The following is a 26,268-nucleotide window of genomic DNA, read 5'->3' as shown; positions in this document are numbered from 1 at the left end:
GGCCCACCCGCGCGGCGGCCTACCGGAGGATGCCCTCCAGGAAGTCGCTGCCCAGCCGGGCCACCCGCGTCACGTCGAGCTGGTGCAGCACGTACCTGCCGCGCCGGCGCGTCACCACCAGCCCCGCCTTCTTCAGCACACCGAGGTGCCGGGATATCTCGGGCGCCGTCATGCCGTGCACCTGGGCCAGCTCGGTGGTGGTGTACGCGCTGCGGGCCAGATGGCGGCAGATCCGCATCCGTACGGGGTGGGACAGGGCCGTCATCCGCAACGTGAGCTGCTCGACCGACGGTGGTGAGGCCAGCTCGGGGGAGCCGACCGGGTAGTGCAGCAGTGGCTGCCAGCCGTGGCGGTGCAGCACGGTCAGATGCGGCCAGCCGAAACTGGTCGGGACGAGGAGCAGGCCGCCGCCGGCGGTGGCGGTGTGGCCCTCGAGCAGCTTGTCGACGACGATCCGCCCGGCCGCCTCGTCCAGTCTCACCGCGGGAGAGACCGCCGCCAGCGCCTCCGCCAGGCCACGGTGGCGCAGCAGCTCCGTCTTGTGCCGGGCGTCCGCCGCCAGCTGGTGGCTGAGCCGCGACCAGGCCTCCGCGAAGAACGCCTCGTCGCAGTCCTCCAGAAATCGCCGCAGCCACGCGCGCACGCTCGGCGGATCGTCCAGCAGCCGCTGGGTGAACCGCACCTGCTGAGGGCCGCGGGAGGCCGCCACCTCAAGGGCCCGGCTGCGCAGGCCGGGGTCCGACAGGTCGACCGGCGTCGGTGCGTCCTGCGTCATCACGCACGTGAACTCCAGGGCCGCGTCCACGAACTGCTCGTCGGTGAGCTTGTCCAGGAGGGCCAGCTCCTCGGCGAGCGTGGCGCCCGGGAGCGTGCCGCGGCCCGGCACGCCCGCGTAGGGCAGGAAGATGTCCGAGAACGTCGTCCGCCACAGGAAGTCGGCCTCGCACATCCGGTCGGCCAGGTGCGAGTCCAGGCGCGCGGTGACGCTCGTCACCCAGCCCTGGAGGCCCGGATGGTGACCCGGCTCGGACAGCGCGTGCAGCGCCATGCCGAGCTCGGCCAGGGGGGAGGGCACGACGGCGATCCTCTCCGGCCGCAGCCCCGCGATGTCGATGCTCACGCTCATGCCCTCATGGTGCACCCCGCCACCGACAACGCGGCCCTCGATTGACGGCAGCCGTCAATCGACGCGACGCGGCGCGCCGCCCGTGCGCAACCTGGGGACTCCGAGGCAGCCGCGGAGCCTTCCGGATCCCTGATCCCACGTCCCGAAGGGGCACCCAGCCATGAGCATCACGCAGCAGTACGCCCTCGACCTGCACCGCGCCCTGCGCCACGGTGAGCACGCCCCGCCCGCGCCCGGCGCCCACGACTGGCAGCTGGTCCGCGAACTCCAGGACCGCCGGCAGTTCCACGCCGTCCTCGCGGGCCGCCCCGCCCGGGGCCGGCTGCGCCGCGCCCTCAACCGCCTGCTGCGCCATCGGCCGGCGGCCGGCCGCTGACCCGCGCCAGCCGCGTCACGAACTCCGCCACCGCCGCCCGTACGTCGTCCGTCGACCACTCCAGGCCGGCGGCGCGGACGGTGACCTCGGTGAAGGACAGACCCGGACCGCCCCGGTCCCAGGCGGCGGCGAAGAGCATCGTCCCCGTCTCCTCGGCCTGGAGCGCGGCCGCCTCGGCGAGGACGTCCGGCTCGTACGGCAGCCACACCTGGAACTCGTGGGTGTGCGGTACCTCGGGGTGCACCCGCGCCCACGGCACACCCGCCCCGGCGAACCCCTCGCGCAGCGCGCCGGCCACCACGCGCGCGTGGGCGACGTACCGAGGCAGCCGGGGCAGCTCCCGCTCCAGACCGGCGAGCGCCGACAGCGCCGTCGGGAACTGCTGGAAGACCATGCCGCCGTACCGGTGCCGCCAGGCCCGCGCCTCCTCCACCAGCGCCCGGGGCCCGGCGAGCGCGGCACCGCCGAAGCCGTCGAGGGACTTGTAGAACGACACGTACACGCTGTCCGCCAGGCCCGCGATCTCGTCCAGGGAGCGGCCGAAGTGGACGGTGCACTCCCACAGGCGCGCGCCGTCGAAATGCACCACCGCGTCGCGCTCGCGCGCCGCCTCCACCACCTCGGTGAGCTCCTCCCAGGACGGCAGCACGAACCCGGCGTCCCTGAGGGGCAGCTCCAGCATCAGCGCCCCGAAGGGCTCCTCGACGGCACGCACCTCGTCCGCCGTCGGCAGCCGGGGCTCGCCGGTGACCCGGACCGGGCGCAGCCCGCTGACGGCGGTGAACGCGCCCCGCTCGTGCACCTCGGGATGGGCCAGCGCGTGCAGGGCGACCGCGGGGTTGCCGGTGCGGCCCGCCCAGCAGCGCAGCGCGACCTGCTGGGCCATCGTGCCGGTCGGGAAGAACACGGCGGCCTCCGTGCCCAGCAGGGCGGCCACGCGCTCCTCCAGGGCCTCCACCACGCCGTTGCCGTAGATGTCCGCCGGCTCGTCCAGGTCGTACACGCCCGGTGCCGTGTCGTGCAGCAGCGTGAGCCGTTCGCGCAGGGTGCCCAGGAAGCCAGGGCGCGACAGGACGCGCTCCGCCTTCCGATGGGCGGCCGCCCGCCGCTCCCGCAGCCGCTGCCGCGCCGACGCCTCGCCGCCGCGCTCGTCCGTGTCCGTCATGCTCGCGATCATGCCGCGTGCCGGACCGCTCGGGCACCCGCGTTTCACGCCTGGGTTTTCGCCCCCGCCGCGGTCGGAAACCCACTGTTGGAAAACCCACAGCCTGTGGACGACCGGGGGCTGCGGGAACCGATCGCGTTAACATGACGAGAAATCGTCCGGTACCCAGAGCGGACTGGAACGGGAAGGCCGCCGTCGCGTGAGTACAGTCCACCAGCCAGACCCCCAGGACCGCCCCGCGCGGCTCACCGTCGGCGTCGTCGGCGCCGGCCGCGTGGGCCCCGCGCTCGCGGCGTCCCTGCAACTCGCCGGACACCGCCCGGTGGCCGTCTCCGGCGTCTCCGACGCCTCCCGGCGACGCGCCGCCGAGCTGCTGCCCGACGTGCCCCTGGTCCCGCCCGCCGAGGTGCTCCAGCGCGCCGACCTGGTCCTGCTGACCGTGCCCGACGACGCCTTGCCCGGACTCGTCGAAGGCCTCGCCGAGACCGGCGCCGTCCGCCCCGGGCAGCTGCTCGTGCACACCTCCGGCCGGTACGGCGCGAAGGTCCTCGACCCCGCCCTGCGCGCGGGCGCGCTGCCGCTGGCCCTGCACCCGGCGATGACCTTCACCGGCACGCCCGTGGACGTGCAGCGGCTGGCGGGCTGCTCCTTCGGCGTGACCGCGCCCGAGGAGCTGCGGCTGGCCGCCGAGGCCCTCGTCATCGAGATGGGCGGCGAACCGGAGTGGATCGCCGAGGAGAACCGGGCGCTCTACCACGCGGCCCTCGCCCTGGGCGCCAACCACCTGGTCACCCTGGTCGCGCAGTCCATGGAGCTGCTGCGCACGGCGGGCGTCGAGGCGCCCGACCGGATGCTCGGCCCGCTGCTCGGCGCCGCCCTGGACAACGCGCTGCGCTCCGGCGACGCGGCGCTCACCGGCCCCGTCGCGCGCGGGGACGCGGGCACCGTCGCCGCGCACGTCCTGGAGCTGCGCAAGCACGCCCCGCAGACCGTGAGCGGCTACCTGGCGATGGCCCGGGCGACCGCCGACCGCGCGCTCGCCCACGGACTGCTCAAGCCGGAACTCGCCGAGGACCTTCTCGGGGTACTCGCCAACGGGACCAACGGCGCCGAGGGAGATGCCGGATGACCACGACCCTGCTGCGCACCGCCGACGAACTGCACGCACGCACGCGTGCGGGCCGCCGCGCCGTCGTGATGACCATGGGCGCCCTGCACGAGGGCCACGCCACCCTCGTCCGCACCGCCCGCGAGATCGCCGGGCCGGACGGCGAGGTCGTCGTCACCGTCTTCGTCAATCCGCTGCAGTTCGGCGCGGGCGAGGACCTCGACCGCTACCCGCGCACCCTGGACGCCGACCTGAAGATCGCCGAGGAGGCGGGCGCGGACGTCGTGTTCGCCCCGTCCGTCGACGAGGTCTACCCCGGCGGAGCGCCCCAGGTCCGCATCGCCGCGGGCCCCATGGGAGAGCGCCTGGAGGGCGCCTCCCGACCCGGCCACTTCGACGGCATGCTCACCGTCGTCGCCAAGCTGCTGCACCTCACCCGGCCCGACGTGGCCCTGTACGGGCAGAAGGACGCCCAGCAGCTCGCCCTGATCCGCCGCATGGTGCGGGACCTGAACTTCGGCGTCGAGATCGTCGCCGTACCGACCGTGCGCGAGGACGACGGACTGGCCCTGTCCAGCCGCAACCGCTACCTCTCCCCGGCCGAGCGGCGCACCGCGCTCGCGCTCTCCCAGGCGCTGTTCGCCGGCCGTGACCGGCACGCCGCCCAGGAGGCGCTGCGGGCACGCGCGCGTGAGGTGCCCGCCACGCACGCGCGTGCCGAGGCGCTCAGCGCCATAGGCGAGTCCCGCGCGGCGGCCGACGCGCACGCCGTCGCCACGGCCGTCCCGGGTGCCGCCGCGGCCGTCCGCGCGGCCGCCCGCCTCGTCCTCGACGAGGCCGCCCGGCTGGACCCGCCGCTGGAGCTGGACTACCTCGCGCTCGTCGACCCGTCCGACTTCACCGAGATCGGGGACGACTTCACCGGCGAGGCCGTTCTCGCCGTCGCCGCCCGGGTCGGGACGACCCGGCTGATCGACAACCTTCCCCTCACCTTCGGAGCCGCCTCGTGACCAGCACAGGCATACGACTGCACGCGCCCGCGCCCGGGTGGTCCATCTCCGCGGACGTCGTGGTCGTCGGCTCCGGAGTCGCCGGCCTGACCGCCGCCCTGCGCTGCGAGGCCGCCGGCCTGACGACGGTCGTCGTCACCAAGGCCCGCCTGGACGACGGCTCCACGCGCTGGGCGCAGGGCGGCATCGCCGCGGCCCTCGGCGAGGGCGACACCCCCGAACAGCACCTGGACGACACGCTGGTCGCGGGCGCGGGCCTGTGCGACGAGGACGCGGTGCGGATCCTGGTCACCGAGGGCCCCGACGCCGTACGGCGGCTGATCTCCACCGGCGCCCACTTCGACACCGACGACGAGGGCGGCATCCAGCTCACCCGCGAGGGCGGCCACCACCGCCGCCGTATCGCGCACGCCGGCGGTGACGCGACCGGCGCGGAGATCTCCCGCGCGCTCGTCGAGGCGGTACGCGCGCGTGGCGTGCGCACGATCGAGAACGCGCTCGTCCTGGACCTGCTCACCGACGCCGAGGGCCGTACGGCGGGCGTCACCCTGCACGTGATGGACGAGGGCCAGCACGACGGCGTGGGTGCCGTGCACGCCCCCGCGGTGGTCCTCGCCACCGGCGGCATGGGTCAGGTCTTCTCCGCGACCACCAACCCGTCCGTGTCCACCGGCGACGGCGTGGCGCTCGCCCTGCGCGCGGGCGCGGAGGTCAGCGACCTGGAGTTCGTCCAGTTCCACCCGACCGTGCTGTTCCTCGGCCCCGACGCGGAGGGCCAGCAGCCCCTCGTCTCCGAGGCGGTGCGCGGCGAGGGCGCCCACCTGGTCGACGCCGACGGCGTGCGCTTCATGGTGGGGCAGCACGAGCTGGCCGAGCTGGCGCCGCGGGACATCGTCGCCAAGGGCATCATGCGCCGTATGCAGGAGCAGGACGCCGAGCACATGTTCCTCGACGCCCGCCACTTCGGCGCCGACATGTGGGAGCACCGCTTCCCGACGATCCTGGCCGCCTGCCGGGCGAACGGCATCGACCCGGTGACCGAGCCCGTCCCGGTCGCCCCGGCCGCCCACTACGCCTCCGGAGGCGTGCGCACCGACTCCCACGGCCGGACCACCGTGCCCGGCCTGTACGCGTGCGGCGAGGTGGCCTGCACCGGCGTGCACGGCGCGAACCGGCTCGCCTCGAACTCCCTCCTGGAGGGCCTGGTCTACGCCGAGCGCATCGCCGCCGACATCGCCGACAGCGGGGCCGCGGCCGGGCTCCACGCGCGTGTGCCCGCCCCCGTCGAGCAGCCCGACAAGCCCGCGCACCCGCTCCTCGGTCCCGAGGCCCGCTTCGCGATCCAGCGGATCATGACCGAGGGCGCGGGTGTCCTGCGCTCCGCCGAGTCGCTGGCGACGGCCGCCGACCAGCTCCAGCGGCTGCACGCGGAGGCCCGTGACGCCCTCGCCGAGAACGGCAAGACCGCCGAGCCCGGTGTCGACACCTGGGAGGCCACCAACCTCCTGTGCGTGGCCCGCGTCCTGGTCGCCGCCGCCCGGCAGCGCGAGGAGACCCGGGGCTGCCACTGGCGCGAGGACCACGCCGAGCGCGACGACACCCATTGGCGCCGCCACATCGTCGTGCGACTGAATCCGGACCGCACCCTCGCCGTACATACCACCGATACCGCAGACTTCCCCCCGACCCGGCAGCACCAGCAGGAGCAGTGACACAAGTGAGCACCCCCGAGGACCTTCCCCTCGTCCAGAGCGGCGGCTGCGGCGACGGCTGTGCCTGTGGCGCCGACGGCGACGAGGAGTACGCCGAGTACGCCGAGTACGCCGAGTGCGGGCTGGACCCCGCGCTCGCCCAGCTCCTGACCGACGCCGGGCTCGACCCCGTCGAGGTCGAGGACATCGCCAACGTCGCCATCCAGGAGGACCTGGACCACGGCGTGGACGTGACGACGGTCGCGACCATTCCCGCGGAGGCGGTCGCCACCGCCGACTTCACCGCCCGCGAGGCGGGCGTGGTGGCGGGCCTCAGAGTCGCCGAGGCGGTGATCTCGGTGGTCTGCTCGGACGAGTTCGAGGTCGAGCGGCACGTGGAGGACGGCGACCGCGTGGAGGCCGGCCAGAAGCTGCTGTCGGTCACCACGCGCACGCGTGACCTGCTCACCGCGGAGCGCAGCGCCCTGAACCTGCTGTGCCGGCTGTCGGGCATCGCCACCGCCACGCGCGCGTGGGCGGACGTCCTGGAGGGCACCAAGGCACGCGTGCGGGACACCCGCAAGACGACGCCGGGCCTGCGCGCCCTGGAGAAGTTCGCCGTCCGCTGCGGCGGCGGGGTCAACCACCGCATGTCGCTGTCCGACGCGGCCCTCGTCAAGGACAACCACGTGGTCGCCGCGGGCGGCGTCGCCCAGGCCTTCCAGGCCGTACGGGAGGCCTTCCCGGACGTGCCGATCGAGGTCGAGGTCGACACCCTGCACCAGCTGCGCGAAGTGGTGGAGGCCGGCGCCGACCTGATCCTGCTGGACAACTTCACGCCCGGGGAGTGCTCCGAGGCCGTCGGCATCGTCGGCGGGCGGGCCCTGCTGGAGGCCTCCGGCCGGCTCACCCTCGACAACGCCAAGGCGTACGCCGACACCGGTGTCGACTTCCTGGCGGTGGGCGCCCTGACCCACTCCTCGCCGATCCTCGACATCGGCCTGGACCTGCGAGCGGCGGAGTAGGAGCGGGAACCGGCCATGCTGCTGACGATCGACGTGGGGAACACGCACACCGTGCTCGGCCTGTTCGACGGTGAGGACATCGTCGAGCACTGGCGCATCTCGACGGACGCCCGCCGTACGGCCGACGAGCTGGCGGTCCTCCTCCAGGGCCTGATGGGCATGCACCCGCTGCTCGGGGTGGAGCTGGGCGACGGCATCGACGGCATCGCGATCTGCGCGACCGTCCCGTCCGTGCTGCACGAGCTGCGCGAGGTCACCCGCCGCTACTACGGCGACGTGCCCGCCGTCCTCGTCGAGCCCGGCGTGAAGACGGGCGTGCCGATCCTCTTCGACAACCCCAAGGAGGTCGGCGCCGACCGCATCATCAACGCGGTCGCCGCCAACGAGCTCTACGGCGGCCCCGCGGTCGTCGTCGACTTCGGCACGGCGACGACGTTCGACGCGATCAGCGCGCGCGGGGAGTACGTCGGCGGTGTCATCGCCCCGGGCATCGAGATCTCCGTCGAGGCACTCGGCGTCAAGGCGGCCCAGCTGCGCAAGATCGAGGTGGCCCGCCCCCGCAGCGTCATCGGCAAGAACACGGTGGAGGCGATGCAGGCCGGCATCGTCTACGGCTTCGCGGGCCAGGTCGACGGCGTCGTCAGCCGCATGGCACGCGAGCTGTCGGACGACCCGGATGACGTGACGGTGATCGCCACGGGCGGACTGGCCCCGATGGTCCTGGGCGAGTCCTCGGTCATCGACGAGCACGAGCCGTGGCTCACGCTGATCGGACTGCGGCTGGTGTACGAGCGGAACGTGGCACGCATGTGAGGGCGCGGGCGGGTGACGGGTGCGGGCCGCGCGGTGGAATCACCCGCGCCACACCGGCCCCTTATGTCAAATTTGTCTGATTAGCGCGTATCGTCGCCGCATGCCCACGCCATACGGATCCCGCGGCGGCATGGCGTTCGGCGCGGAGGAGCTGCGTGTGCTCCGCCGCGCTCTCGCCCTCGCCCTCCACCCCGGCCCCGCGTCCGCCGAGGACGTCCAGGACTGCCACCGGCTAGCCGAGTCCCTCGACGAGGCGATGCGCGAGGCCGCCCGGCTGCGGGCCTTCCTGGTGGCCGACCTCGCCCGCTACCGTGCCGCGCTCCCGGGCGCCGTGACCGGCTACCTCACCCTCCTGGAGGAGGTGCTGGCCGCCGGTCACCGCCCCGCCCCCGACGACCTCGCCGCACTCCGCGCCCTGCGGGGCAATCCGGCCGCCGCCGCCCTCCTGGCCCGCTGCCAGATCGTCGCCGAGCAGGACGTACGGGCCCGTCTCGCCCGCCGTACGGCCCGCAGGGGCCCGGCTACGGTCCCGCTGGTCCCGGCGTCGCGCACACCCCTCACGGCCCTTCCCGGCGGCCGCTCCGCGGTGCCCCGGGACGACACGGCCGCGCGGATCGCGGTGCTCACGGAAGAGCCGGCCGAGGAACCCCGGAAGAAGCCCGCCGAGAAGCCGCCCGCGCCCGGCCCCGGGCCCGTCCCCGTGAAGCCCGCCCCCGAGCCCGCGCGCCGGCCCGTCCCCACGCCGGGCGAGGTCTTCCCGCGCCGCAAGCCCACCCCGCCGCCGGGCGGGCCCCAGGAGCGGCTCGCGGCCGGCTGAGCGCCCGCCACCCGCGCGCCGTCCGACACCCCCGACCCCGCCCCCGTGTCCGCTTCCTCCCTGGCTACCCTGGATCCATGGACTATGTCTCCGCGCTCGTGCCCCCCGTCGTCATGGCGGTGTTCTTCATCGGCCTGATCAGGGTGATCGTGAAGACCCAGGGCGGCGCCAACAAGGCCAAGGAGGACGCGGCCGTCGACGCCGCTCTCGCGCGCGCGGAGGGCGCCCGCCAGACCTCCGCCAACACCGACGCCTGACCTCCGGCCACCACGGCCCCAGCGGCGTGCGGCTCCCCGCCCCGGGAGTCGTACGCCCTTTTTGTTCCCGTTCGCCGATGATGTGCCCGTCCGGGACGCGATTGGCGAGATCTCCCACTATTGTTCTGAACGTGCCTCGCCCATTGGGAGAACTCGAAGACGCGGTCATGACGCGGGTGTGGAAGTGGAACCGCCCGGTGACCGTTCGAGAAGTCCTGGAAGACCTTCAACGGGAACGGTCGATCGCGTACACCACGGTGATGACCGTTTTGGACAATCTCCATCAGAAGGGCTGGGTGCGTCGTGAGGCGGAAGGCCGGGCCTATCGATATGAGGCGGTCTCCACCCGCGCCGCCTACGCCGCCGCCCTGATGAACGACGCCTGGGCGCAGAGCGACAACCCCGCCGCCGCTCTCGTCGCCTTCTTCGGGATGATGAGCGACGAACAGCGCCTGGCACTCCGCGACGCGGTACGCATCGTCCAAGGACCGGAAACATCCGAACCCGCAGAAGCGCCCAGTGCCGAGGAGAACCCCGGCTCAGCAACGGAGACCGGTGGGCGATAGCGTCCGAACATGTCAGCACAGAGCCCCGAAGTCAGCGCTAAAGCCATCACCGTCCGCCGGGCCCGGACCAGCGATGTCCCCGCGGTGCGCCGTCTGCTTGACGCCTACGTCCGCGACCGCATCCTGCTCGACAAAGCGACGGTGACGCTTTACGAGGACATCCAGGAGTTCTGGGTCGCCGAACGGGACGACAACGCCGAGGTCGTCGGCTGCGGCGCCCTGCACGTGATGTGGGAAGACCTCGCGGAAGTGCGCACTCTCGCGGTGAAGCCCGGCCTCAAGGGCGCCGGCGTGGGTCACCAGTTGTTGGAGAAGTTGCTGCACACCGCCCGCTGGCTCGGCGTTCGCCGCGTTTTCTGCCTGACCTTCGAAGTGGACTTCTTCAGCAAGCACGGCTTCGTGGAGATCGGCGAGACGCCCGTCGACACCGATGTCTACGCGGAGCTGCTGCGTTCCTATGACGAGGGCGTCGCGGAGTTCCTCGGACTCGAACGAGTGAAACCGAACACCTTGGGCAACAGCCGGATGCTTCTGCATCTGTGATCGCCGAGTCCATTCCGGCCGACCGCCCCTTGCCCCGGTGCCCTATGTCCGAAACGCGTACGTTTCCGGGTGTGGGGCGGGCTGCGGGTCTCTCCCAGGGGTTTGTGTTTTTCCAGGAAAAGCGGTTTGCTTTCCGACGTACTGCAGTACTGCATATAACAGGGGGCGGCGAAACGGCGGACGCCGCAGACCCCCGGCCCTCACCTTATCGATGAAAGGAAATCCGGTGGCACAGAAGGTTCAGGTCCTTCTTGTCGACGACCTCGACGGCGGCGAGGCGGACGAGACCGTGACGTTTGCGCTGGACGGCAAGACGTACGAGATCGATCTCACGACTGCCAATGCGGACAAGCTGCGCGGTCTTCTCGACCCGTATGTGAAGGGCGGCCGTCGTACCGGAGGCCGTGCTTCGGGTGGGCGTGGAAAGGCGCGTGCCACGTCCGGCGGCAGCCAGGACACCGCGCAGATCCGCGCGTGGGCGAAGGAGAACGGTTACGAGGTCAACGACCGCGGCCGAGTGCCCGCGACGATCCGCGCGGCCTACGAGCAGGCCAACGGCTGAGCGCAGCGGCGCCGCAGCCGGACACGGTGACAGTGCGTCGCCAGCGTGTCCACCAGCCTCACCAGATCGGGGGCGCCCCCACCGCCCCCCAACGCCGACACCGTCGGCAGCGAGGCCTCGACCTCGCACCCCGCGACGGGGGGCCGCACCCACACGGCGGCCCCCTGCACCGATCCCGGGACTTCCCGGCCGGGAAGTGAGGGCGCCTCGACGGCGCCGCCCGCGCCGATCGCCGTCAGATCCAGCGGCAGCGCACCCCACTCCAGCCACCGCAGGATCCCCGGCAGCTCCTCCGCGCTCCCCGCGGCCACCAGCAGCCGCATCCGGTCGCCCCGCGCCGCCACCGGCGAGCCCGGCGCAAGGCGCCGCAGCGCCGCGTGACCGGCCTCGGCCGGCACGTCCAGGACGTCGAAGCGCAGACCGGTCGAAAGTCGTACCGGCTCCCCGGGCACCGTCGCCCACCCCAGTTCGTTCTCGTACCAGCCGCGCAAGCGGTCGGACGGATCGGCGAGATCCGCTGCCCGGAGCGGACGGCGGGGGAGGGGGACGGTGATGCGCGCAGCGACCGCGGGGTCCGCCGCCGACGGGACTGGGCCAACCATGCCAAGCGCAACGGCCGACAATCCCCGAGAGTTACGATGGGTATCGGTTCGAGTGCGCAGAGTGACGAAAATGGGGGCGTGTGGGGGTGCCGGGGGGCGCAAGGTTGTTCGCCCATAGCGGAGGGAACCGGTGCGCTCGGCATGGACTGTCGGTGCCGGCGGGTAAGACATCCCTAGTGGGAGGGGGCGACACGCAGGAAAGGCCGTCTCACGTTCGCCATCGGCGTACTGGCGATGAGGGTAACTGTCTGGCCTGCGGGAACATCGTCTCGCACCATCGGGTTGGAGCAGATGTCGGCGTTCGGGGTCAGGAGGCCATCGACGGTGTCGGCAGTTGGAATGAGCGGTCCCCGCTTGCGGGACTAAGCTGCGGAAGGACAGGGAGGGGAAGTTCCCCCCACTGCCTGACCGCTCTGAGGAGCGATTAACGATGTTCGAGAGGTTCACCGACCGCGCGCGGCGGGTTGTCGTCCTGGCTCAGGAAGAAGCCCGGATGCTCAACCACAACTACATCGGCACCGAGCACATCCTCCTGGGCCTGATCCACGAGGGTGAGGGTGTCGCCGCCAAGGCCCTTGAGAGCCTCGGGATTTCGCTCGAGGCGGTCCGCCAGCAGGTGGAGGAGATCATCGGCCAGGGCCAGCAGGCCCCGTCCGGGCACATCCCCTTCACCCCCCGTGCCAAGAAGGTCCTGGAGCTGTCGCTCCGCGAGGCCCTTCAGCTGGGCCACAACTACATCGGCACGGAGCACATCCTGCTCGGCCTGATCCGCGAGGGCGAGGGCGTCGCCGCCCAGGTCCTGGTCAAGCTGGGCGCAGATCTCAACCGCGTGCGGCAGCAGGTGATCCAGCTGCTCTCCGGTTACCAGGGCAAGGAGACCGCCACCGCCGGCGGGCCTGCCGAGGGCACGCCCTCGACGTCCCTGGTCCTCGACCAGTTCGGCCGGAACCTCACCCAGGCCGCTCGTGAGTCCAAGCTCGACCCGGTCATCGGGCGCGAGAAGGAGATCGAGCGGGTCATGCAGGTGCTGTCCCGCCGTACCAAGAACAACCCGGTCCTGATCGGTGAGCCCGGCGTCGGCAAGACCGCGGTCGTCGAGGGCCTCGCCCAGGCCATCGTCAAGGGCGAGGTGCCCGAGACCCTCAAGGACAAGCACCTCTACACCCTGGACCTCGGCGCGCTGGTCGCCGGCTCCCGCTACCGCGGTGACTTCGAGGAGCGCCTGAAGAAGGTGCTCAAGGAGATCCGCACCCGCGGCGACATCATCCTGTTCATCGACGAGCTGCACACGCTGGTCGGTGCGGGTGCCGCCGAGGGCGCCATCGACGCGGCGAGCATCCTCAAGCCGATGCTGGCCCGCGGTGAGCTCCAGACCATCGGTGCGACGACGCTGGACGAGTACCGCAAGCACCTGGAGAAGGACGCGGCCCTGGAGCGCCGCTTCCAGCCCATCCAGGTGGCGGAGCCGTCCCTGCCGCACACGATCGAGATCCTCAAGGGCCTGCGCGACCGGTACGAGGCGCACCACCGCGTCTCCATCACCGACGAGGCGCTGGTCCAGGCCGCCACCCTGGCCGACCGGTACATCTCCGACCGCTTCCTGCCGGACAAGGCGATCGACCTGATCGACGAGGCCGGCTCGCGGATGCGCATCCGCCGGATGACCGCTCCGCCGGACCTGCGCGAGTTCGACGAGAAGATCGCCGGCGTCCGCCGCGACAAGGAGTCCGCGATCGACTCGCAGGACTTCGAGAAGGCCGCCTCCCTGCGCGACAAGGAGAAGCAGCTCCTGGCCGCCAAGGCCAAGCGGGAGAAGGAGTGGAAGGCCGGCGACATGGACGTCGTCGCCGAGGTCGACGGCGAGCTGATCGCCGAGGTCCTCGCCACGGCCACCGGCATCCCGGTCTTCAAGCTGACCGAGGAGGAGTCCAGCCGCCTGCTCCGCATGGAGGAGGAGCTGCACAAGCGGGTCATCGGCCAGAACGACGCCGTCAAGGCGCTGTCGAAGGCGATCCGTCGTACCCGCGCCGGTCTGAAGGACCCGAAGCGTCCCGGTGGTTCGTTCATCTTCGCCGGCCCGTCCGGTGTCGGTAAGACCGAGCTGTCCAAGGCGCTCGCCGAGTTCCTCTTCGGTGACGAGGACGCGCTGATCTCCCTCGACATGTCGGAGTTCAGCGAGAAGCACACGGTGTCGCGTCTCTTCGGTTCCCCGCCCGGATACGTGGGTTACGAAGAGGGCGGCCAGCTGACCGAGAAGGTCCGCCGCAAGCCGTTCTCCGTCGTCCTCTTCGACGAGGTCGAGAAGGCCCACCCGGACATCTTCAACTCGCTGCTGCAGATCCTGGAGGACGGTCGTCTGACCGACTCCCAGGGCCGGGTCGTGGACTTCAAGAACACGGTCATCATCATGACGACCAACCTCGGCACCCGGGACATCTCCAAGGGCTTCAACCTCGGCTTCGCGGCCGCGGGCGACACCAAGTCCAACTACGAGCGCATGAAGAACAAGGTCTCGGACGAGCTCAAGCAGCACTTCCGGCCCGAGTTCCTCAACCGCGTCGACGACGTGGTCGTCTTCCCGCAGCTGACGCAGGAGGACATCCTGCGGATCGTCGACCTGATGATCAGCAAGGTGGACGAGCGCCTGAAGGACCGGGACATGGGCATCGAGCTCTCCCAGTCCGCCAAGGAGCTGCTGTCCAAGAAGGGTTACGACCCGGTGCTGGGTGCGCGTCCGCTGCGTCGCACCATCCAGCGCGAGATCGAGGACACGCTGTCGGAGAAGATCCTCTTCGGCGAGCTGCGCCCCGGTCACATCGTGGTCGTGGACACCGAGGGCGAGGGCGAGAGCAAGACCTTCACCTTCCGGGGTGAGGAGAAGTCCGCTCTGCCGGACGTCCCGCCGATCGAGCAGGCGGCCGGCGGTGCCGGGCCGAACCTGAGCAAGGAGGCCTGACCCTCCGGGGTGAGAGCCGAAGAAAGGGGCCGGTGCTGTTGAGCACCGGCCCCTTTCGCATGCCCTGGACTACGAGAGCTGCCCGTCGTAGTCGGGCAGCTTGAACGTTTTCTCGGCGTGGCCGCCGGAGAGGTCGGTGGCGCTGTTCCCGATGTTCGCGATGATCGTGTAGCCCTTGTTCTCGATGTCGACGCGCTGGGCGGTCTTGTAGGCGGCGACGTCTTTGAAGAGGTCGAGGAAGCCGCGCACGTACAGCCCGGAGACGCGGTAGCCGACGTACTTGAGGTTGTAGTCGGTCACGCCGGAGATGATGCCCGGGCGGGCGGTGACGAAGAACAGGGAGACGCCGCGCTCCTGGGCGTACTTGGCGATGTCGAGGACCGGCTTGTTGGCCGGCTGCGGGTAGCTGAAGCCGAAGTCGGTCTCCAGAGTGGTGTTGTCGATGTCGAGGACGATCGCCTGCTTCTCGCCCGGCTTGGTGGCGGCGATGCGCTGCTTGAGGTACGGCAGGGCCTGGTTCATCACGGCCTGGCAGTCCGCCTGCCAGGTGGCGTAGTCGACGTCCTCCGCGGCGGTGGCGGTGGCTGAGGCGACGGTGGAGGTGCTGGTGGCCGTCGCGGCCTGGGCGCCGGCCGGGACGGCCATCGCGGTGACGGCGGCCGTTGCCGCGGCGGTCATGGCTATGCGGCGCGTCCAGGTGCCTCTGGTCATGGGGGTGGGGGTCCTCTCGCGTCGATGCGCTGCCGATGTCGTGAGCATGCTCATTGCTGGGGATGGCTTGAGGGGAACCAGCGGGTTACTGGACGGTAGATGAGGGTGAGAGCCCGGTCACACCCTTGTGCACGCTTCGTGACGCGGGCCACAAGTGTCATCCGCGAAAGGCGAGTAGCCCCCGTCACATGGCGAAGTCCCTTGAATCGGACGGCCGGTGACATGCCGCACAGGCGATTTGTCCGTTACTAGACGGAATAGTGGAAGTGCGTATGTGTGCAAAAGGGACTTTAGGTCCCGAGTTGCCCGCTCAACGCAGGCCTCTGGCATGGAGTTGCGGCAAAAAGGGACTGAAGGGGAGGACTGTCAAGAAGTGCAGTTTTCCGGTGCGAAATACTAGCTACCGTCGTAGGTCACACGTTTGGGGCTCAACGGGCCTCGGGGTTACCAAGGAATGGCCCATTCGGCGGACGTCCGTGCGCCGGGTGGTTTTCTCTGCCCCCGTCCCCATGAGGTTTCGATGTTCCAGCGCGTCACGTTCCGTTCTTCCCGTACGTCCCTGCTTCGCACCCGCGTGGCCGTCGGGGCCGCCACTCTGGGCGCCTCGGTCGTGCTGGGAAGCGGAGTGGCGTCCGCCACCGCGGCGGCCGCCGCACCCGCGGCCCAGCCCGCCGTCGCGACCGCGGCGAAGGCGGCCAAGGCAGCCAAGGCCGCCTCCTGGGTCGACCCGGTGGCCAAGTACAAGCTGTCCGCCAGCTTCGCCCAGTCCGGCAACATGTGGCAGTCCACTCACAGCGGCCAGGACTTCGCCGTCCCGAGCGGTACGAAGGTCAAGGCCGCCCACGGCGGCAAGGTGGTCAAGGCCGGCGGCAACGGCGCCGGTGACGGCCCGGCCTACGGCAACGCCGTCGTCATCAAGCACTCCAACGGCGTCTACTCGCAGTACGCCCACCTCTCGCACATCGACGTGAAGGTCGGCCAGATCGTCAAGACCGGTCAGCGCATCGCCCTGTCCGGCAACACCGGCAACTCCAGCGGCCCGCACCTGCACTTCGAGATCCGGACCACCGCCAGCTACGGCTCCGCGATCGACCCGGTGAAGTTCCTGCGCTCCAAGGGCGTGACCGTCTGACGACGGATGTGTGTGACGGTCGTCCCTAGGACGGCTGCGAACCCTGGTGTGCCTGGGTGATCAGATCGACGGCGACCTCGAGGACGGCTTCGCGCTTCTTCTCGGGGTCGCCTTCGAGGTCCTGGAGGAAGTGCACGCCGGCGTGCAGCGTGAAGATGGCGCTGGCGCAGCGGACCTGGTCGGCCAGGGAGGCGTCGGGGTCGACGATGATGTCCCGCAGGTCCTTGATGCGGTCCTTGAAGGATTCGCCGATGCGCAGTTCCCGGACGGTTGCCTGGTTCTCCTGCATGAAGCGGTAGAGCGGGGCGGCCTCGGAGAGGGCCTGGCTGTAGCGCCGTAGGAGCTCCTGCTTGTTCTCCAGGGTGTGCGGCTGGCCCTTGCCCCACTCGATCAGGTCCTTGATCGGCTGCGTCAGATCCGCGAAGAGGCTGACGATGATCTCTTCCTTGGTCTTGAAGTGGTAGTACAGGGCCGCCTTGGTGACTTCCAGGCGCTCCGCGATCTCACGCAGCGAGGTCTTCTCGTAGCCCTGCTCGGCGAAGAGTTCGAGCGCCACGTCCTGGATGCGCTGGCGGGTGTTGCCGCGGCGCTGCTGCTTCGTGCCGTCCATGGTGACGTCCATCCTCGTACTCCTCGGGCCTCCGGGGGAAATCCCCTGCCGTTCGGTAAGAAAAACTTACCTGCCGCCCGGCCAGAACTTACTTGACGCCCGGCTAGTTACCGGTCTACTTTCCCAAGTGTAGTGAACTAGCCGGGCGGCAAGTAAGTAGGCGCCTTGGGGGAGTGGGGACGATGGCGGATTCGCGTACGAACGACACGGACACCGAAACACCTGACGCACAGGCCAAAAGCCTGCGGGTCGTGATTCTCGCGCTGATGATCACGATGATGCTCGCGATGCTCGACAACATGATCGTGGGCACGGCGATGCCGACGATCGTGGGTGAGCTCGGCGGGCTGGAGCACCTTTCGTGGGTGGTGACGGCATACACCCTCGCGACCGCCGCCTCCACTCCGATCTGGGGCAAGCTCGGCGACATGTACGGACGCAAGGGCGTCTTCCTCAGCTCGATCGTGCTCTTCCTGGTCGGGTCGGCGCTGAGCGGCATGGCCCAGGACATGGGTCAGCTGATCGCGTTCCGCGCCGTCCAGGGCCTGGGCGCCGGCGGTCTGATGGTCGGCGTCATGGCGATCATCGGTGACCTGGTTCCGCCACGGGAGCGCGGCAAGTACCAGGGCATGATGGCCGGCGTGATGGCGATCGCGATGATCGGCGGACCGCTCGTCGGCGGCACCATCACCGACCACTGGGGCTGGCGCTGGGCCTTCTACATCAACCTGCCGCTCGGCGTGGTCGCCCTCGGCCTCATCACGGCCGTCCTGCACCTGCCGAAGAAGCGGTCCCAGGCACGCATCGACTACCTGGGCGCCACGCTGCTGACCGTCGGCATCACCTCCATCGTCCTGGTCACCACTTGGGGTGGCACGGAGTACGCCTGGGGCTCCGCGCGGATCATGGAGCTGATCGGCATCGGTGTCGCCACGCTCGTCGGGTTCGTGTTCTGGCAGACCCGCGCCGCCGAGCCCATCGTGCCGCTGCACATCTTCCGCAGCCGCAACTTCACGCTGATGTCCGTCATCGGGTTCATCACCGGCTTCGTGATGTTTGGCGCGACCCTCTTCCTGCCGCTGTACCAGCAGTCCGTGCAGGGGGCCTCCGCGACCAACTCCGGGCTGCTGCTCCTGCCGATGCTCGGCGCGATGCTCGTGACCTCGATGGTCGCGGGCCGGGTCACCACCAGCAGCGGCCGCTACAAGATCTTCCCGATCCTCGGCGGCGTCCTGATGGTCGTCGGGATGTACCTGCTGTCGACCATGGACACCGACACCTCCCGGCTCGTCTCCGGGGTGTACATGGCCGTTCTCGGGCTCGGTCTGGGCTGCCTGATGCAGATCTCCATGCTGGTCGCGCAGAACAGCGTCGAGATGAAGGACATGGGCGTCGCCTCCTCGTCGACCACCCTCTTCCGTACGCTCGGCTCCTCCTTCGGTGTCGCGATCATGGGCGCGCTGTTCAACAGCCGGGTCCAGGACGTCATGGCCGAGCGGGCCGGCGCCCTGGGCTCCCAGGTCACCGAGCAGTCGGCGCAACTGGACGCCGCCAGCCTCGCCAAGCTTCCGGCGGCGGCCCGTGAGGCGTACCAGTACGCGGTGTCCGACGGCACGCACGCGGCCTTCCTCCTCGGCGCCGGCGTGGTCGTGATCGTGCTGGTGGCGTCCTTCTTCGTCAAGGAGGTACCGCTGCGCGGCGCCGGCCCCGAGCGGGCGCGGACGACGGACGAGCCGACCGCGCCGCAGGCATCCGTGGCGGAGACCGTCTGACTCCTCCCGGGGTGAGGGGGCGGTGTGCTGGAGAAGCACGCCGCCCTCTCCGGTGCAGGGCCTAGGGCAGCATCGGATAGCTCCCCGTGTTCGTCGGCGCGTGCTCCGGCAGCCACAGCACGGCGACGGCACCCTCCGCGGGTATGTGCTCCGGTGCCCCCGCGGGGCGCACGTTGCGGAAGGTCAGGCGGGCGCCCAGGACTCGGGCCTGGCCGGCCGCGATGGTCAGACCCAGCCCGTGGCCGTGCCCGGCCCGGTCGGTGCTGCCGGTGCGGAAGCGGCTCGGGCCGTCGGCGAGCAGGTCCTCGGGGAAGCCGGGGCCATGGTCGCGGACCCGGATGACCCGGCCCTCCACGGTGACCTGGATGGGCGGTTTGCCGTGCCGCGCCGCGTTGGCCAGCAGGTTGAACAGCACGCGCTCCAGACGCCGGGGATCGGTGGTGACCATCGACTCGTGCACCACACGCACCTCGATCTCGGGGTCCTTGGCCGCGACCCGCCGGGTCACGAACTCGCCCAGCAGGATGTCCTGCAACTCGGCGCGCTCCGAGGCGCCGTCGAGACGGGCCACCTCCAGGACGTCCTCCACGAGCGTGCGCATGGCCTTCGCCCGGTCCAGGACCAGCTCCGTCGGCCGGCCGGGCGGCAGCAGCTCGGCCGCCGTCAGCAGCCCGGTCACGGGGGTGCGCAGCTCGTGCGCGATGTCGGCGGTGACCCGGCGCTCGGCTTCCAGACGCTGCTGGAGCGCGTCCGCCATGGCGTCCACCGCGCTGGCCAGATCGTCGGTTTCGTCCCGGACGACCCCGCCGATGGCGTCCCGCACCCGGACGTCCGGCTCGCCCTTGGCGACCTGGTTCGCCGCGGTGGCCGCCTTGCGCAGCCGGCGCGACAGCTGCCCGCCGATGAGCACACCGAGCGCGCTGCCGCCGAAGACCACCGCGATGGAGCCGATCACCAGGGCCTGGTCGAGGTCGTTGAGGATGTCCGTGCTGCGGTCGGTGAAGCCGGTGTGCAGGGACAGCACATGCCCGTCCTTGACCGGGACGGCCGCCCAGATGTCCGGCATGCCGCCCGGGCGGTCGGAGACGAACGTCGCCCGGCGGCCCTCCCTCACCTTTTCCCGCAGCTCCGGCGGCAGGTCCGGGTCGTCGATCTTGACGCTGGGGAAGTTGGGCCGCCCCGAGGCGTCGTAGTTGCGCTGGGCGATCTGGACCCGCTCGTCCGCGAGGTCGCGCGCGTTGTCCAGCATGGAGACCCGGGCGGCGTTGTGCACGACCAGGCTGAGCGCGATCGCCACCAGCGCGCCGACCAGCGCGATGGCCGCGCTGAGCTTCCACCGCAGGCCGGTGCGGATGCCCGCACGCTCCACACGGGCCGGAACCAGGTGCCGCAGCATCCCCCGCATACCCCTTGCCCCCGCTCAGGCCTTCAGCTTGTAGCCGAAGCCGCGGACCGTCTCGATGCGGTCCTGGCCGATCTTCGTGCGCAGCCGCTGTACATGGACGTCGACGACGCGGGTGTCACCGCCCCAGCCGTAGTCCCACACGCGCTCCAGCAGTTTGTCGCGCGAGAGGACCGTGCCCGGCGCGGAGGAGAACTCCAGCAGCAGGCGCATCTCGGTCGGGGTGAGGGCCACCGGCTGCCCGGCCCGGCGCACCTCCATGCCCTCGGTGTCGATCTCCAGCTCGCCGAAGGTCAGCACACCGCCGGTGGCGGCTGCCGCGGGCTCGCCACGGTCACCGCCCCCGGCGTGGCCGAAGCGGCGCAGGACGGCGCGGATCCGGGCGACCAGGACGGCGCCGTCGAACGGCTTGGTCACGTAGTCGTCGGCGCCGGCCTCCAGGCCGAGGACGACGTCGATGGAGTCGGCGCGCGCGGAGAGCATGATCACCGGCACGGTGGACTCGTCACGGATGCGCCGGCACAGGCTCACGCCGTCCAGGCCGGGCACCATGACGTCCAGCAGGGCGATGTCGGGGCGGTCGGCCCGGAACGCCTCCAGGCCGGACAGGCCGTCGGGCATCGCGGTGACCGCGAAGCCGTCCCGCTCCAGGGCGAGCTGGGTGGCCTCGCGGATGACGTCGTCGTCCTCGACGAACAGGACGTGGGTCTGGTCTGCCATCCCGGTGCTCTCAGTCCTCGTGGTGGTGTCGGTGTCGAAGGGTCCCTTGATGGGACGCTCGCGGCGCGTGGTGCGTTCACTCCTTCATCGGTCCGGGCGGCCCGATCGGTTCACGCGCCGGGAAAGTTTTTTCGCGGAAGCGAGGAGCCGCCGTCCTCCGCCGTCCGTGGCCGCCGTCCTCCGCCGCCATCTGCCGTCCGTGGCCGTCAGCCGCCGCGTCCGCGGCTCTCGTCATCCGCTGTCCGTGGTCGTCGTCAGCCGCCGCGTCCGCCGCTCTCGTCATCCGCTGTCGGGCACCGGCGTCGGGTCCGCGCCGACCACGCTGCTGTAGTCGCTGTGCCAGCTGTACTCCTGGACGAAGCGGCCCGAGACCCAGCGGTACGTGGTCACATTCTCGCCGGAGGGGCTGGAGACCGGGTCGCCCTTCTCGTACACCTGCTTGGTCACCACCAGGTCGCCGCGGTCGATCTCCGCGTACACCGGGGGTTCCTCGGTCCGGAACACGTTCTCGAAGCGGCCGTCGCTCTCCCGGTACACGTACGCGCCGACGCCCATCAAGTCTCCGCAGGACATCACGTTGACCACGAGGTCGTCGCCGGAGCCGCCGGTGAGGTCGCCGTACGACACGTCGACCGGGTACTCGTCGCCCGCGCACGGCTTCAGCTCGCGCTTGACGTCCGCCGAGACGGCGGGGTCGTCCTTGAGGAGGGCGACCGCGTCCTCCCGGTCGGGCGTGTCGCTGGGGGTGGCGGACGGCGAGGGCGTGGCGCCCGCGACCGCGTCGGAGTGGGCTGCCGGCCCCTCGTCCCGGGCGCCGGTCCCGCCGGTCGTGCACGAGGAGACGAAAAGGGCGAGGGCGGCGAGCACGGTCGCCGCCGTGATCGCCGCCTGGATGGTGCCTCGGGCCGGTGTGGGCCCGGCCTCGGTCAGGCCGCCGCGCAACGCTCCCGCTCCTCACGCTCCAGCGCGCGTGCGTCCAGTTCGCGGGCCTCCAGCTCCTCGCGGAGCCGGGCGAGCGCCCGGTGCAGCGTGCTCTTGACCGTTCCGGCCGACATGCCGAGGGCGGCGGCCGTCTCCTCCGTGGACATCTGCTCCCAGTGTCGCAGCACAACGACGCTGCGCTGCTTCGGAGCCAGCACTTTCATCGCGTCCATCAGCAGGGCACGGTCGGCGTGCTGCTCGGTGGAGTCGTCCACACAGGCGTCCGGGAGCTGCTCGGTGGGGACCTCCTCCAGCTTGCGGGCCCGCCACCACTCCGTCCGCGTGTTGATCATGACCCTGCGCAGGTAGGCGTCGGCGAGCCGCTTGTCCGCGATGCCCTCCCAACGGCCGTACGTCCGCGCCAGCGCCGTCTGGAGCAGGTCCTGCGCGTCGACCGGGTCCGGGACCAGCCGACGGGCGCTGCGCAGCAGCGCGTCCTGCCGGGTGCGAACGTACTCCTCGAATTCGAGCACCTCTCCCTGCGCCATGGTCAACCGCCTCCGTATCCCCGTGCCGGCGGGCTTGTCGTCCGCCGGTGTGCCGCTTGTGGTTTGTAGCCCTCGTGCCGCTGCCGGGCACGGAAAAGAAGCTACGGAGGTGTTGTCACGGCACTGTCCGAGGCAGCCTGCGGCTAGCGCTCGGCTGTCCGTCGGTTGTGTAACGGAAGGGCGTTCGGGGTAAGGAGTCCGTTCGAATTGGCCCGCTTTGGGGTGGTTCGCGGGCCGGGGAATGTGTCGAACGCTCCGGCGGTCTCGGCGGCGCGAGTGGTGTCAGGCCGACGGCAGGCGGTACAGACCACCCGGCAGCGGCTCCACCAGACCGTCCGCGACGAGGCCGTCCAGCGCACGCGCGCGTTGCACCGGCTCGTGCCACACCCGGTCCAGAGCCGCCTGCGGCACGGGCGCGTGCGCCTCCCGCAGGACGGCGAGCAGTTTGCCGCGCACCTGACGGTCCGTGCCGGCGTACGTCTGCCCCCGGCGCGGCGGACCGTCATGCGCCGGCTTGCCCGCGAGCCGCCAGGCGCACCGCGCGGCGATCGGGCAGCGGTGGCACGTCTCGTTCTTCGCCGTGCAGACGAGCGCGCCCAGTTCCATGGAGGCGGCGGCCCAGCGGGCGGCGGTCGGCTCGTCGTCGGGGAGCAGCGCGCGGGCCAGCTTGCGCTCGGCGGCTGTGGTGGCGTTCGGCGGGTACTGCACGCCGGTCACCGCGCGCGCGAAGACGCGACGGACGTTGGTGTCCAGGACGGCGTGCCGCTGGCCGTACGCGAAGGAGGCGACGGCCGCCGCCGTGTACTCGCCGATGCCGGGCAGTGCCAGGAGCTGCGCGTGCTCGGCCGGTACGTCTCCGCCGTGCCGTTCCGTTATGGCCACCGCGGCTCCGTGCAGCCGCAGGGCGCGACGGGGGTAGCCGAGCCGGCCCCAGGCGCGCACGGCCTCTCCGGGGGCCTCCGCGGCCAGGTCGGCGGGGCGCGGCCAGCGGTCCAGCCACTGCTCGTAGACCGGCAGGACGCGGTTGACCGGCGTCTGCTGGAGCATGAACTCGCTGACCATCACGCCCCACGCACCCGCCTCGGGGCGCCGCCAGGGAAGGTCCCGGGCGTTGTCGTCGAACCAGTCGATGACGGGGGAGTGCAGATGTTCGCCGGAGAGCGGCCGCTCACCGAGGAGCGGGCCGGGGATGGCGTCGGCGGGGCTGCTGTGCGGGGGCTTCGTGGGCGCAGTCATGACCCTTCCGATCCTGCCATGAGCATGGGGGCACACGCGCGTACCGCCACCCGGCGTTGGGCGGGCGGCACACGCGCGTACCGCCGTCCGGCGGGGTCGGTGGGCATACGTGTGTACCGGTGTGCCGCCGCGCGGCGGGGTCGGTGGGCACACGGGTGGGTCGCGCGGCGGGGTCGGCGGGTACACGCGTGGGTCGCGCGGCGGGGGCGGGGAGGCGCGCGTGTGTGCCAACCCCGGTGCGAGTCATGGCCAGAGGTGCAAGGCATGCGATCGCGAAAGGCGGCCATGGTCACGGACGGTGGGCGACGGGCGCCCTTCTCGTCACGTCCTGCGACCACTTCGGGCGGGAGCGGGGCAAGTCGGGGGCGGGGCCGCCGTTTCCGGGATGATGATCCGGAAAAGTTGTGCTCCGGGCGGCGGGTGGGGCCAGGGAACACGGCGATCTCTCGTACAGTTTGCGCCGTGGGATCTCTGCGCAATCCGGTCGGGCCGCTTCCCTCCTCCATCTACTGGCGACGGAGGGTCGTACTGGTGTCCGTGGTCGCCCTGTTGGCGTTGCTGATCACCTGGATCGCCACCTCCGGCGGGGGAGGCGACAAGAACGGCGCGGAGGGGTCCGACGGCAAGAACCCCGCCTCCTCCATCACGCCGGGTCCGTCCGGATCGGGCCCCGCGATCAGTGAAAACCCGGGCGGGCGCGACGAGTCGGACGACAGCGGCTCCGGCGGGTCCGGTTCCGGATCGGACGCGGGAACGGGCGACGGCTCGGCGTCCGGCGGCTCCGGGGGCGCCGGCACGGGCAGCGGTGGCGGTACGGCGGGGGTCGGCGGTGCCGGTGACGGTTCTGTCAGCGGCGGTTCGGCGGCGACCCTGCCGGCCGGGAGCACCTTGCCCGACTGCACCGCGAGCGTGGTGTCGTTGAGCCTGCGCAGTGTGCGGAACACCTACTCGCCCGACCAGACGCCCACCTTCCAGCTGACGGCGAAGAACTCCTCCGCGAACGACTGCAAGGTCGATCTCGGGCCGAACAGCGCGGTGTTGACGATCACTCAGGCGGGCAGCGCGGAGAGCTACTGGGCGTCGGACGACTGCCCGAAGGTGTCGGGGAGCCTGCTGTACCGAGTGCCGGGCGGGGACAGCTTCACCTACACCGTGAAGTGGGACCGCAGGCCGAGCGCCTCGGAGTGCGCGACGCCTCCGGCGGGGACCGCCGGTGCCGGGACGTACCTGGTGGAGGCCAAGGTGCCCGGGTTCACGAAGGCGCAGACGTCGTTCGTGCTGAAGGCCGACTGACGCCGCCCCGGCCGGAAGCCGACCGGTCGGCAGGCGGGTCGCGCGGCAGCGCAGGCCCGAAGCCGGCCGACCGGTCCGGTCAGGAGCAGGACGTACCCCGGCCGGTCCCGGCCACGTGTCAGACGTACCGCTCGAGGATCGAGGACTCCGCCAGGCGCGACAGCCCCTCGCGGACGCTGCGGGCCCGCGCCTCGCCCACGCCGTCGACCGTCTGGAGGTCGTCGACGCTCGCGGCGAGGAGCTTCTGCAGGCCGCCGAAGTGCTCCACGAGACGGTCGATGATCGCGCCGGGCAGGCGGGGCACCTTGGCCAGCAGGCGGAAGCCGCGCGGGGAGACCGCCGAGTCGAGGGCCTCGGGGGAGCCGGTGTAACCCAACGCGCGGGCCACCGTGGACAGTTCGAGCAGCTCGGCGTGGCTGAGCGCGTCCAGCTCGTACAGCGCCTCGTCGACCGTGCGGGAACGCTTCGCCGTGGGCTCGGGGACGTAGTCCCGTACGACCAGTTCACGCTCCGGCTCCACGCCCGCGATCAACTCGTCGAGCTGGAGGGCGAGCAGACGGCCGTCGGTGCCCAGTTCGACCACGTATTCGGCGATTTCGGTGGCGATGCGGCGCACCATCTCCAGGCGCTGCGCCACCGCGGAGACGTCCCGGACCGTCACCAGGTCCTCGATCTCCAGCGCGGACAGCGTGCCCGCGACCTCGTCCAGGCGGAGCTTGTAGCGCTCCAGGGTCGCCAGGGCCTGGTTCGCGCGGGACAGGATGGCCGCCGAGTCCTCCAGGACGCGGCGCTGCCCGTCGACGTACAGGGCGATCAGGCGCATCGACTGGGAGACCGAGACGACCGGGAAGCCGACCTGCTTGCTGACCCGGTCCGCGGTGCGGTGACGGGTGCCCGTCTCCTCCGTCGGGATGGTCGGGTCCGGCACCAGCTGGACGCCGGCCCGCAAAATCTTCGACAGGTCGGAGGAGAGCACGATGCCGCCGTCGAGCTTGCACAGCTCGCGCAGGCGCGTGGCCGTGAACTCCACGTCCAGGACGAAGCCACCCGTGCACATCGCCTCGACCGTCTTGTCGGAGCCCAGCACGATCAGTCCGCCGGTGTTGCCGCGCAGCACCCGCTCGAGGCCGTCGCGCAGGGCCGTGCCGGGAGCCACCGCGCTCAGCGAGGCGCGCATCAGGCCGTCGGCACCGGAACTCCCACCGGACTTTCCGGGAGCTGCCGCCCGGTCGTTGGCTGCCACTGCACTCCTCCGGTCGCAGGTTCTGGGGCGCTCCCGTTTCGCGCACTCGGTTCGTACGGACGG

The 26,268-nt window shown here is 71.3% G+C and carries 26 protein-coding genes; 15 read left to right on the top strand and 11 right to left on the bottom strand.

Going from position 1 to position 26,268, the window contains the following annotated elements; translation table 11 throughout:
• Positions 1–19 precede the first annotated feature (19 nt).
• Positions 20–1,126 (bottom strand): DUF5937 family protein, encoded by a 1,107-nt coding sequence (locus tag ALMP_RS19425; RefSeq protein ID WP_264929964.1) that lies wholly within the window; start codon positions 1,124–1,126, stop codon positions 20–22.
• 160 nt (positions 1,127–1,286) lie between these two features.
• Between ALMP_RS19425 and ALMP_RS19420 the strand changes: the two genes are divergently transcribed.
• Positions 1,287–1,502: a hypothetical protein gene (locus ALMP_RS19420; protein ID WP_264929963.1), complete on the top strand. Its 216-nt coding sequence runs from the start codon at positions 1,287–1,289 to the stop codon at positions 1,500–1,502.
• Here the strand turns inward: ALMP_RS19420 and ALMP_RS19415 are convergent.
• Positions 1,462–2,667, bottom strand: a complete 1,206-nt coding sequence (locus tag ALMP_RS19415) for a low specificity L-threonine aldolase (RefSeq protein ID WP_264929961.1) — start codon at positions 2,665–2,667, stop codon at positions 1,462–1,464. The two genes, ALMP_RS19420 and ALMP_RS19415, sit on opposite strands and share 41 nt — an antisense overlap.
• A 199-nt stretch (positions 2,668–2,866) precedes the next feature.
• Here ALMP_RS19415 and ALMP_RS19410 point away from each other — a divergent pair, with 199 nt between their 5' ends.
• The 10 genes from ALMP_RS19410 to ALMP_RS19365 all read left to right on the top strand — a co-directional run bounded on the left by ALMP_RS19410 (position 2,867) and on the right by ALMP_RS19365 (position 11,059).
• Positions 2,867–3,796, top strand: a complete 930-nt coding sequence (locus ALMP_RS19410) for a Rossmann-like and DUF2520 domain-containing protein (RefSeq protein ID WP_264929960.1) — start codon at positions 2,867–2,869, stop codon at positions 3,794–3,796.
• The gene (gene panC, locus ALMP_RS19405) at positions 3,793–4,785 is read left to right on the top strand and encodes a pantoate--beta-alanine ligase (RefSeq protein ID WP_264929959.1); all 993 of its coding nucleotides are present in this window, start codon (positions 3,793–3,795) and stop codon (positions 4,783–4,785) included. The genes ALMP_RS19410 and panC overlap by 4 nt, the downstream gene beginning before the upstream one ends.
• On the top strand, positions 4,782–6,497 hold the full coding sequence (locus tag ALMP_RS19400; RefSeq protein ID WP_264929957.1) for an L-aspartate oxidase: 1,716 nt from the start codon (positions 4,782–4,784) through the stop codon (positions 6,495–6,497). Before panC ends, ALMP_RS19400 begins: the two co-directional genes overlap by 4 nt.
• A 5-nt stretch (positions 6,498–6,502) precedes the next feature.
• Complete coding sequence (gene nadC / locus ALMP_RS19395) at positions 6,503–7,501, top strand: carboxylating nicotinate-nucleotide diphosphorylase (RefSeq protein WP_264929955.1); 999 nt, start codon at positions 6,503–6,505, stop codon at positions 7,499–7,501.
• A gap of 15 nt (positions 7,502–7,516) precedes the next feature.
• Positions 7,517–8,314 (top strand): type III pantothenate kinase, encoded by a 798-nt coding sequence (locus ALMP_RS19390; RefSeq protein WP_264929954.1) that lies wholly within the window; start codon positions 7,517–7,519, stop codon positions 8,312–8,314.
• 130 nt (positions 8,315–8,444) lie between these two features.
• Complete coding sequence (locus tag ALMP_RS19385; protein WP_264930163.1) at positions 8,445–9,131, top strand: hypothetical protein; 687 nt, start codon at positions 8,445–8,447, stop codon at positions 9,129–9,131.
• Between the two features lie 77 nt (positions 9,132–9,208).
• Positions 9,209–9,388 carry a hypothetical protein gene (locus tag ALMP_RS19380; RefSeq protein WP_264929953.1) on the top strand — a complete coding sequence of 60 codons (180 nt, stop codon included), beginning with the start codon at positions 9,209–9,211 and terminating at the stop codon, positions 9,386–9,388.
• A 143-nt stretch (positions 9,389–9,531) separates the two neighbouring features.
• A complete protein-coding gene (locus tag ALMP_RS19375) occupies positions 9,532–9,954 on the top strand; it encodes a BlaI/MecI/CopY family transcriptional regulator (RefSeq protein WP_264930161.1) in 423 nt (140 codons plus the stop codon).
• Positions 9,955–9,963: 9 nt separating this feature from the next.
• Positions 9,964–10,497 carry an amino-acid N-acetyltransferase gene (locus tag ALMP_RS19370; protein ID WP_264929950.1) on the top strand — a complete coding sequence of 178 codons (534 nt, stop codon included), beginning with the start codon at positions 9,964–9,966 and terminating at the stop codon, positions 10,495–10,497.
• A 226-nt stretch (positions 10,498–10,723) separates the two neighbouring features.
• The gene (locus ALMP_RS19365) at positions 10,724–11,059 is read left to right on the top strand and encodes an Lsr2 family protein (protein WP_264929948.1); all 336 of its coding nucleotides are present in this window, start codon (positions 10,724–10,726) and stop codon (positions 11,057–11,059) included.
• Here ALMP_RS19365 and ALMP_RS19360 read toward each other — a convergent pair.
• Entirely contained in the window at positions 11,038–11,661 is a 624-nt protein-coding gene (locus tag ALMP_RS19360) for an SCO3374 family protein (RefSeq protein WP_264929946.1), read from the bottom strand. The genes ALMP_RS19365 and ALMP_RS19360 overlap by 22 nt on opposite strands.
• Before the next feature lie 430 nt (positions 11,662–12,091).
• Between ALMP_RS19360 and ALMP_RS19355 the strand changes: the two genes are divergently transcribed.
• Positions 12,092–14,617: an ATP-dependent Clp protease ATP-binding subunit gene (locus tag ALMP_RS19355; RefSeq protein ID WP_264929944.1), complete on the top strand. Its 2,526-nt coding sequence runs from the start codon at positions 12,092–12,094 to the stop codon at positions 14,615–14,617.
• Between the two features lie 69 nt (positions 14,618–14,686).
• Here ALMP_RS19355 and ALMP_RS19350 read toward each other — a convergent pair whose 3' ends face one another.
• Positions 14,687–15,328: an HAD family acid phosphatase gene (locus tag ALMP_RS19350; RefSeq protein ID WP_264929943.1), complete on the bottom strand. Its 642-nt coding sequence runs from the start codon at positions 15,326–15,328 to the stop codon at positions 14,687–14,689.
• Positions 15,329–15,848: 520 nt separating this feature from the next.
• Here ALMP_RS19350 and ALMP_RS19345 point away from each other — a divergent pair.
• Positions 15,849–16,460, top strand: coding sequence for a M23 family metallopeptidase (locus tag ALMP_RS19345; protein WP_264929942.1), 612 nt, complete (start codon positions 15,849–15,851; stop codon positions 16,458–16,460).
• 25 nt (positions 16,461–16,485) lie between these two features.
• Here ALMP_RS19345 and ALMP_RS19340 read toward each other — a convergent pair whose 3' ends face one another.
• Positions 16,486–17,082, bottom strand: coding sequence for a TetR/AcrR family transcriptional regulator (locus tag ALMP_RS19340; RefSeq protein ID WP_264929940.1), 597 nt, complete (start codon positions 17,080–17,082; stop codon positions 16,486–16,488).
• 170 nt (positions 17,083–17,252) lie between these two features.
• Between ALMP_RS19340 and ALMP_RS19335 the strand changes: the two genes are divergently transcribed.
• Entirely contained in the window at positions 17,253–18,842 is a 1,590-nt protein-coding gene (locus ALMP_RS19335) for an MDR family MFS transporter (RefSeq protein ID WP_264929938.1), read from the top strand.
• A gap of 61 nt (positions 18,843–18,903) precedes the next feature.
• Here ALMP_RS19335 and cseC read toward each other — a convergent pair whose 3' ends face one another.
• From cseC to ALMP_RS19310, 5 genes are all read right to left on the bottom strand, one after another.
• Positions 18,904–20,247, bottom strand: coding sequence for a two-component system sensor histidine kinase CseC (gene cseC / locus ALMP_RS19330; protein ID WP_264929936.1), 1,344 nt, complete (start codon positions 20,245–20,247; stop codon positions 18,904–18,906).
• A 15-nt stretch (positions 20,248–20,262) separates the two neighbouring features.
• Positions 20,263–20,964, bottom strand: coding sequence for a two-component system response regulator CseB (gene cseB / locus ALMP_RS19325; RefSeq protein WP_264929934.1), 702 nt, complete (start codon positions 20,962–20,964; stop codon positions 20,263–20,265).
• A gap of 279 nt (positions 20,965–21,243) precedes the next feature.
• Positions 21,244–21,906, bottom strand: coding sequence for a hypothetical protein (locus tag ALMP_RS19320; RefSeq protein WP_264929932.1), 663 nt, complete (start codon positions 21,904–21,906; stop codon positions 21,244–21,246).
• Positions 21,891–22,433: a SigE family RNA polymerase sigma factor gene (locus tag ALMP_RS19315; RefSeq protein WP_264929930.1), complete on the bottom strand. Its 543-nt coding sequence runs from the start codon at positions 22,431–22,433 to the stop codon at positions 21,891–21,893. Before ALMP_RS19315 ends, ALMP_RS19320 begins: the two co-directional genes overlap by 16 nt.
• Before the next feature lie 282 nt (positions 22,434–22,715).
• Positions 22,716–23,669, bottom strand: a complete 954-nt coding sequence (locus ALMP_RS19310) for an A/G-specific adenine glycosylase (protein WP_264929927.1) — start codon at positions 23,667–23,669, stop codon at positions 22,716–22,718.
• A 462-nt stretch (positions 23,670–24,131) separates the two neighbouring features.
• Here ALMP_RS19310 and ALMP_RS19305 point away from each other — a divergent pair, with 462 nt between their 5' ends.
• Entirely contained in the window at positions 24,132–24,962 is an 831-nt protein-coding gene (locus tag ALMP_RS19305) for a hypothetical protein (RefSeq protein WP_264929925.1), read from the top strand.
• A 118-nt stretch (positions 24,963–25,080) separates the two neighbouring features.
• Here the strand turns inward: ALMP_RS19305 and disA are convergent, their stop codons facing one another.
• Entirely contained in the window at positions 25,081–26,205 is a 1,125-nt protein-coding gene (gene disA, locus ALMP_RS19300) for a DNA integrity scanning diadenylate cyclase DisA (protein WP_264929923.1), read from the bottom strand.
• Positions 26,206–26,268: the final 63 nt, after the last annotated feature.

Origin of the sequence: Streptomyces sp. A012304, from assembly GCF_026008495.1 — a bacterium.
In the GTDB taxonomy this organism is placed as follows: Bacteria; Actinomycetota; Actinomycetes; order Streptomycetales; family Streptomycetaceae; genus Streptomyces.
This window is presented reverse-complemented; position numbering and strand designations above follow the sequence as displayed.

Excerpts from the sequence above, each read along its gene's own strand:
- ALMP_RS19380 (WP_264929953.1), top strand. The coding sequence starts at position 9,209 with ATGGACTATGTCTCCGCGCTCGTGCCCCCCGTCGTCATGGCGGTGTTC.
- ALMP_RS19315 (WP_264929930.1), bottom strand. The coding sequence starts at position 22,433 with ATGGCGCAGGGAGAGGTGCTCGAATTCGAGGAGTACGTTCGCACCCGG.
- ALMP_RS19420 (WP_264929963.1), top strand. The coding sequence starts at position 1,287 with ATGAGCATCACGCAGCAGTACGCCCTCGACCTGCACCGCGCCCTGCGC.
- ALMP_RS19425 (WP_264929964.1), bottom strand. The coding sequence starts at position 1,126 with ATGAGCGTGAGCATCGACATCGCGGGGCTGCGGCCGGAGAGGATCGCC.
- panC (WP_264929959.1), top strand. The coding sequence starts at position 3,793 with ATGACCACGACCCTGCTGCGCACCGCCGACGAACTGCACGCACGCACG.
- ALMP_RS19390 (WP_264929954.1), top strand. The coding sequence starts at position 7,517 with ATGCTGCTGACGATCGACGTGGGGAACACGCACACCGTGCTCGGCCTG.
- cseB (WP_264929934.1), bottom strand. The coding sequence starts at position 20,964 with ATGGCAGACCAGACCCACGTCCTGTTCGTCGAGGACGACGACGTCATC.
- ALMP_RS19370 (WP_264929950.1), top strand. The coding sequence starts at position 9,964 with ATGTCAGCACAGAGCCCCGAAGTCAGCGCTAAAGCCATCACCGTCCGC.
- ALMP_RS19310 (WP_264929927.1), bottom strand. The coding sequence starts at position 23,669 with ATGACTGCGCCCACGAAGCCCCCGCACAGCAGCCCCGCCGACGCCATC.
- ALMP_RS19335 (WP_264929938.1), top strand. The coding sequence starts at position 17,253 with ATGGCGGATTCGCGTACGAACGACACGGACACCGAAACACCTGACGCA.
- ALMP_RS19415 (WP_264929961.1), bottom strand. The coding sequence starts at position 2,667 with ATGACGGACACGGACGAGCGCGGCGGCGAGGCGTCGGCGCGGCAGCGG.
- ALMP_RS19345 (WP_264929942.1), top strand. The coding sequence starts at position 15,849 with ATGTTCCAGCGCGTCACGTTCCGTTCTTCCCGTACGTCCCTGCTTCGC.
- ALMP_RS19350 (WP_264929943.1), bottom strand. The coding sequence starts at position 15,328 with ATGACCAGAGGCACCTGGACGCGCCGCATAGCCATGACCGCCGCGGCA.
- ALMP_RS19360 (WP_264929946.1), bottom strand. The coding sequence starts at position 11,661 with ATGGTTGGCCCAGTCCCGTCGGCGGCGGACCCCGCGGTCGCTGCGCGC.
- ALMP_RS19340 (WP_264929940.1), bottom strand. The coding sequence starts at position 17,082 with ATGGACGTCACCATGGACGGCACGAAGCAGCAGCGCCGCGGCAACACC.
- ALMP_RS19355 (WP_264929944.1), top strand. The coding sequence starts at position 12,092 with ATGTTCGAGAGGTTCACCGACCGCGCGCGGCGGGTTGTCGTCCTGGCT.
- ALMP_RS19385 (WP_264930163.1), top strand. The coding sequence starts at position 8,445 with ATGGCGTTCGGCGCGGAGGAGCTGCGTGTGCTCCGCCGCGCTCTCGCC.
- cseC (WP_264929936.1), bottom strand. The coding sequence starts at position 20,247 with ATGCGGGGGATGCTGCGGCACCTGGTTCCGGCCCGTGTGGAGCGTGCG.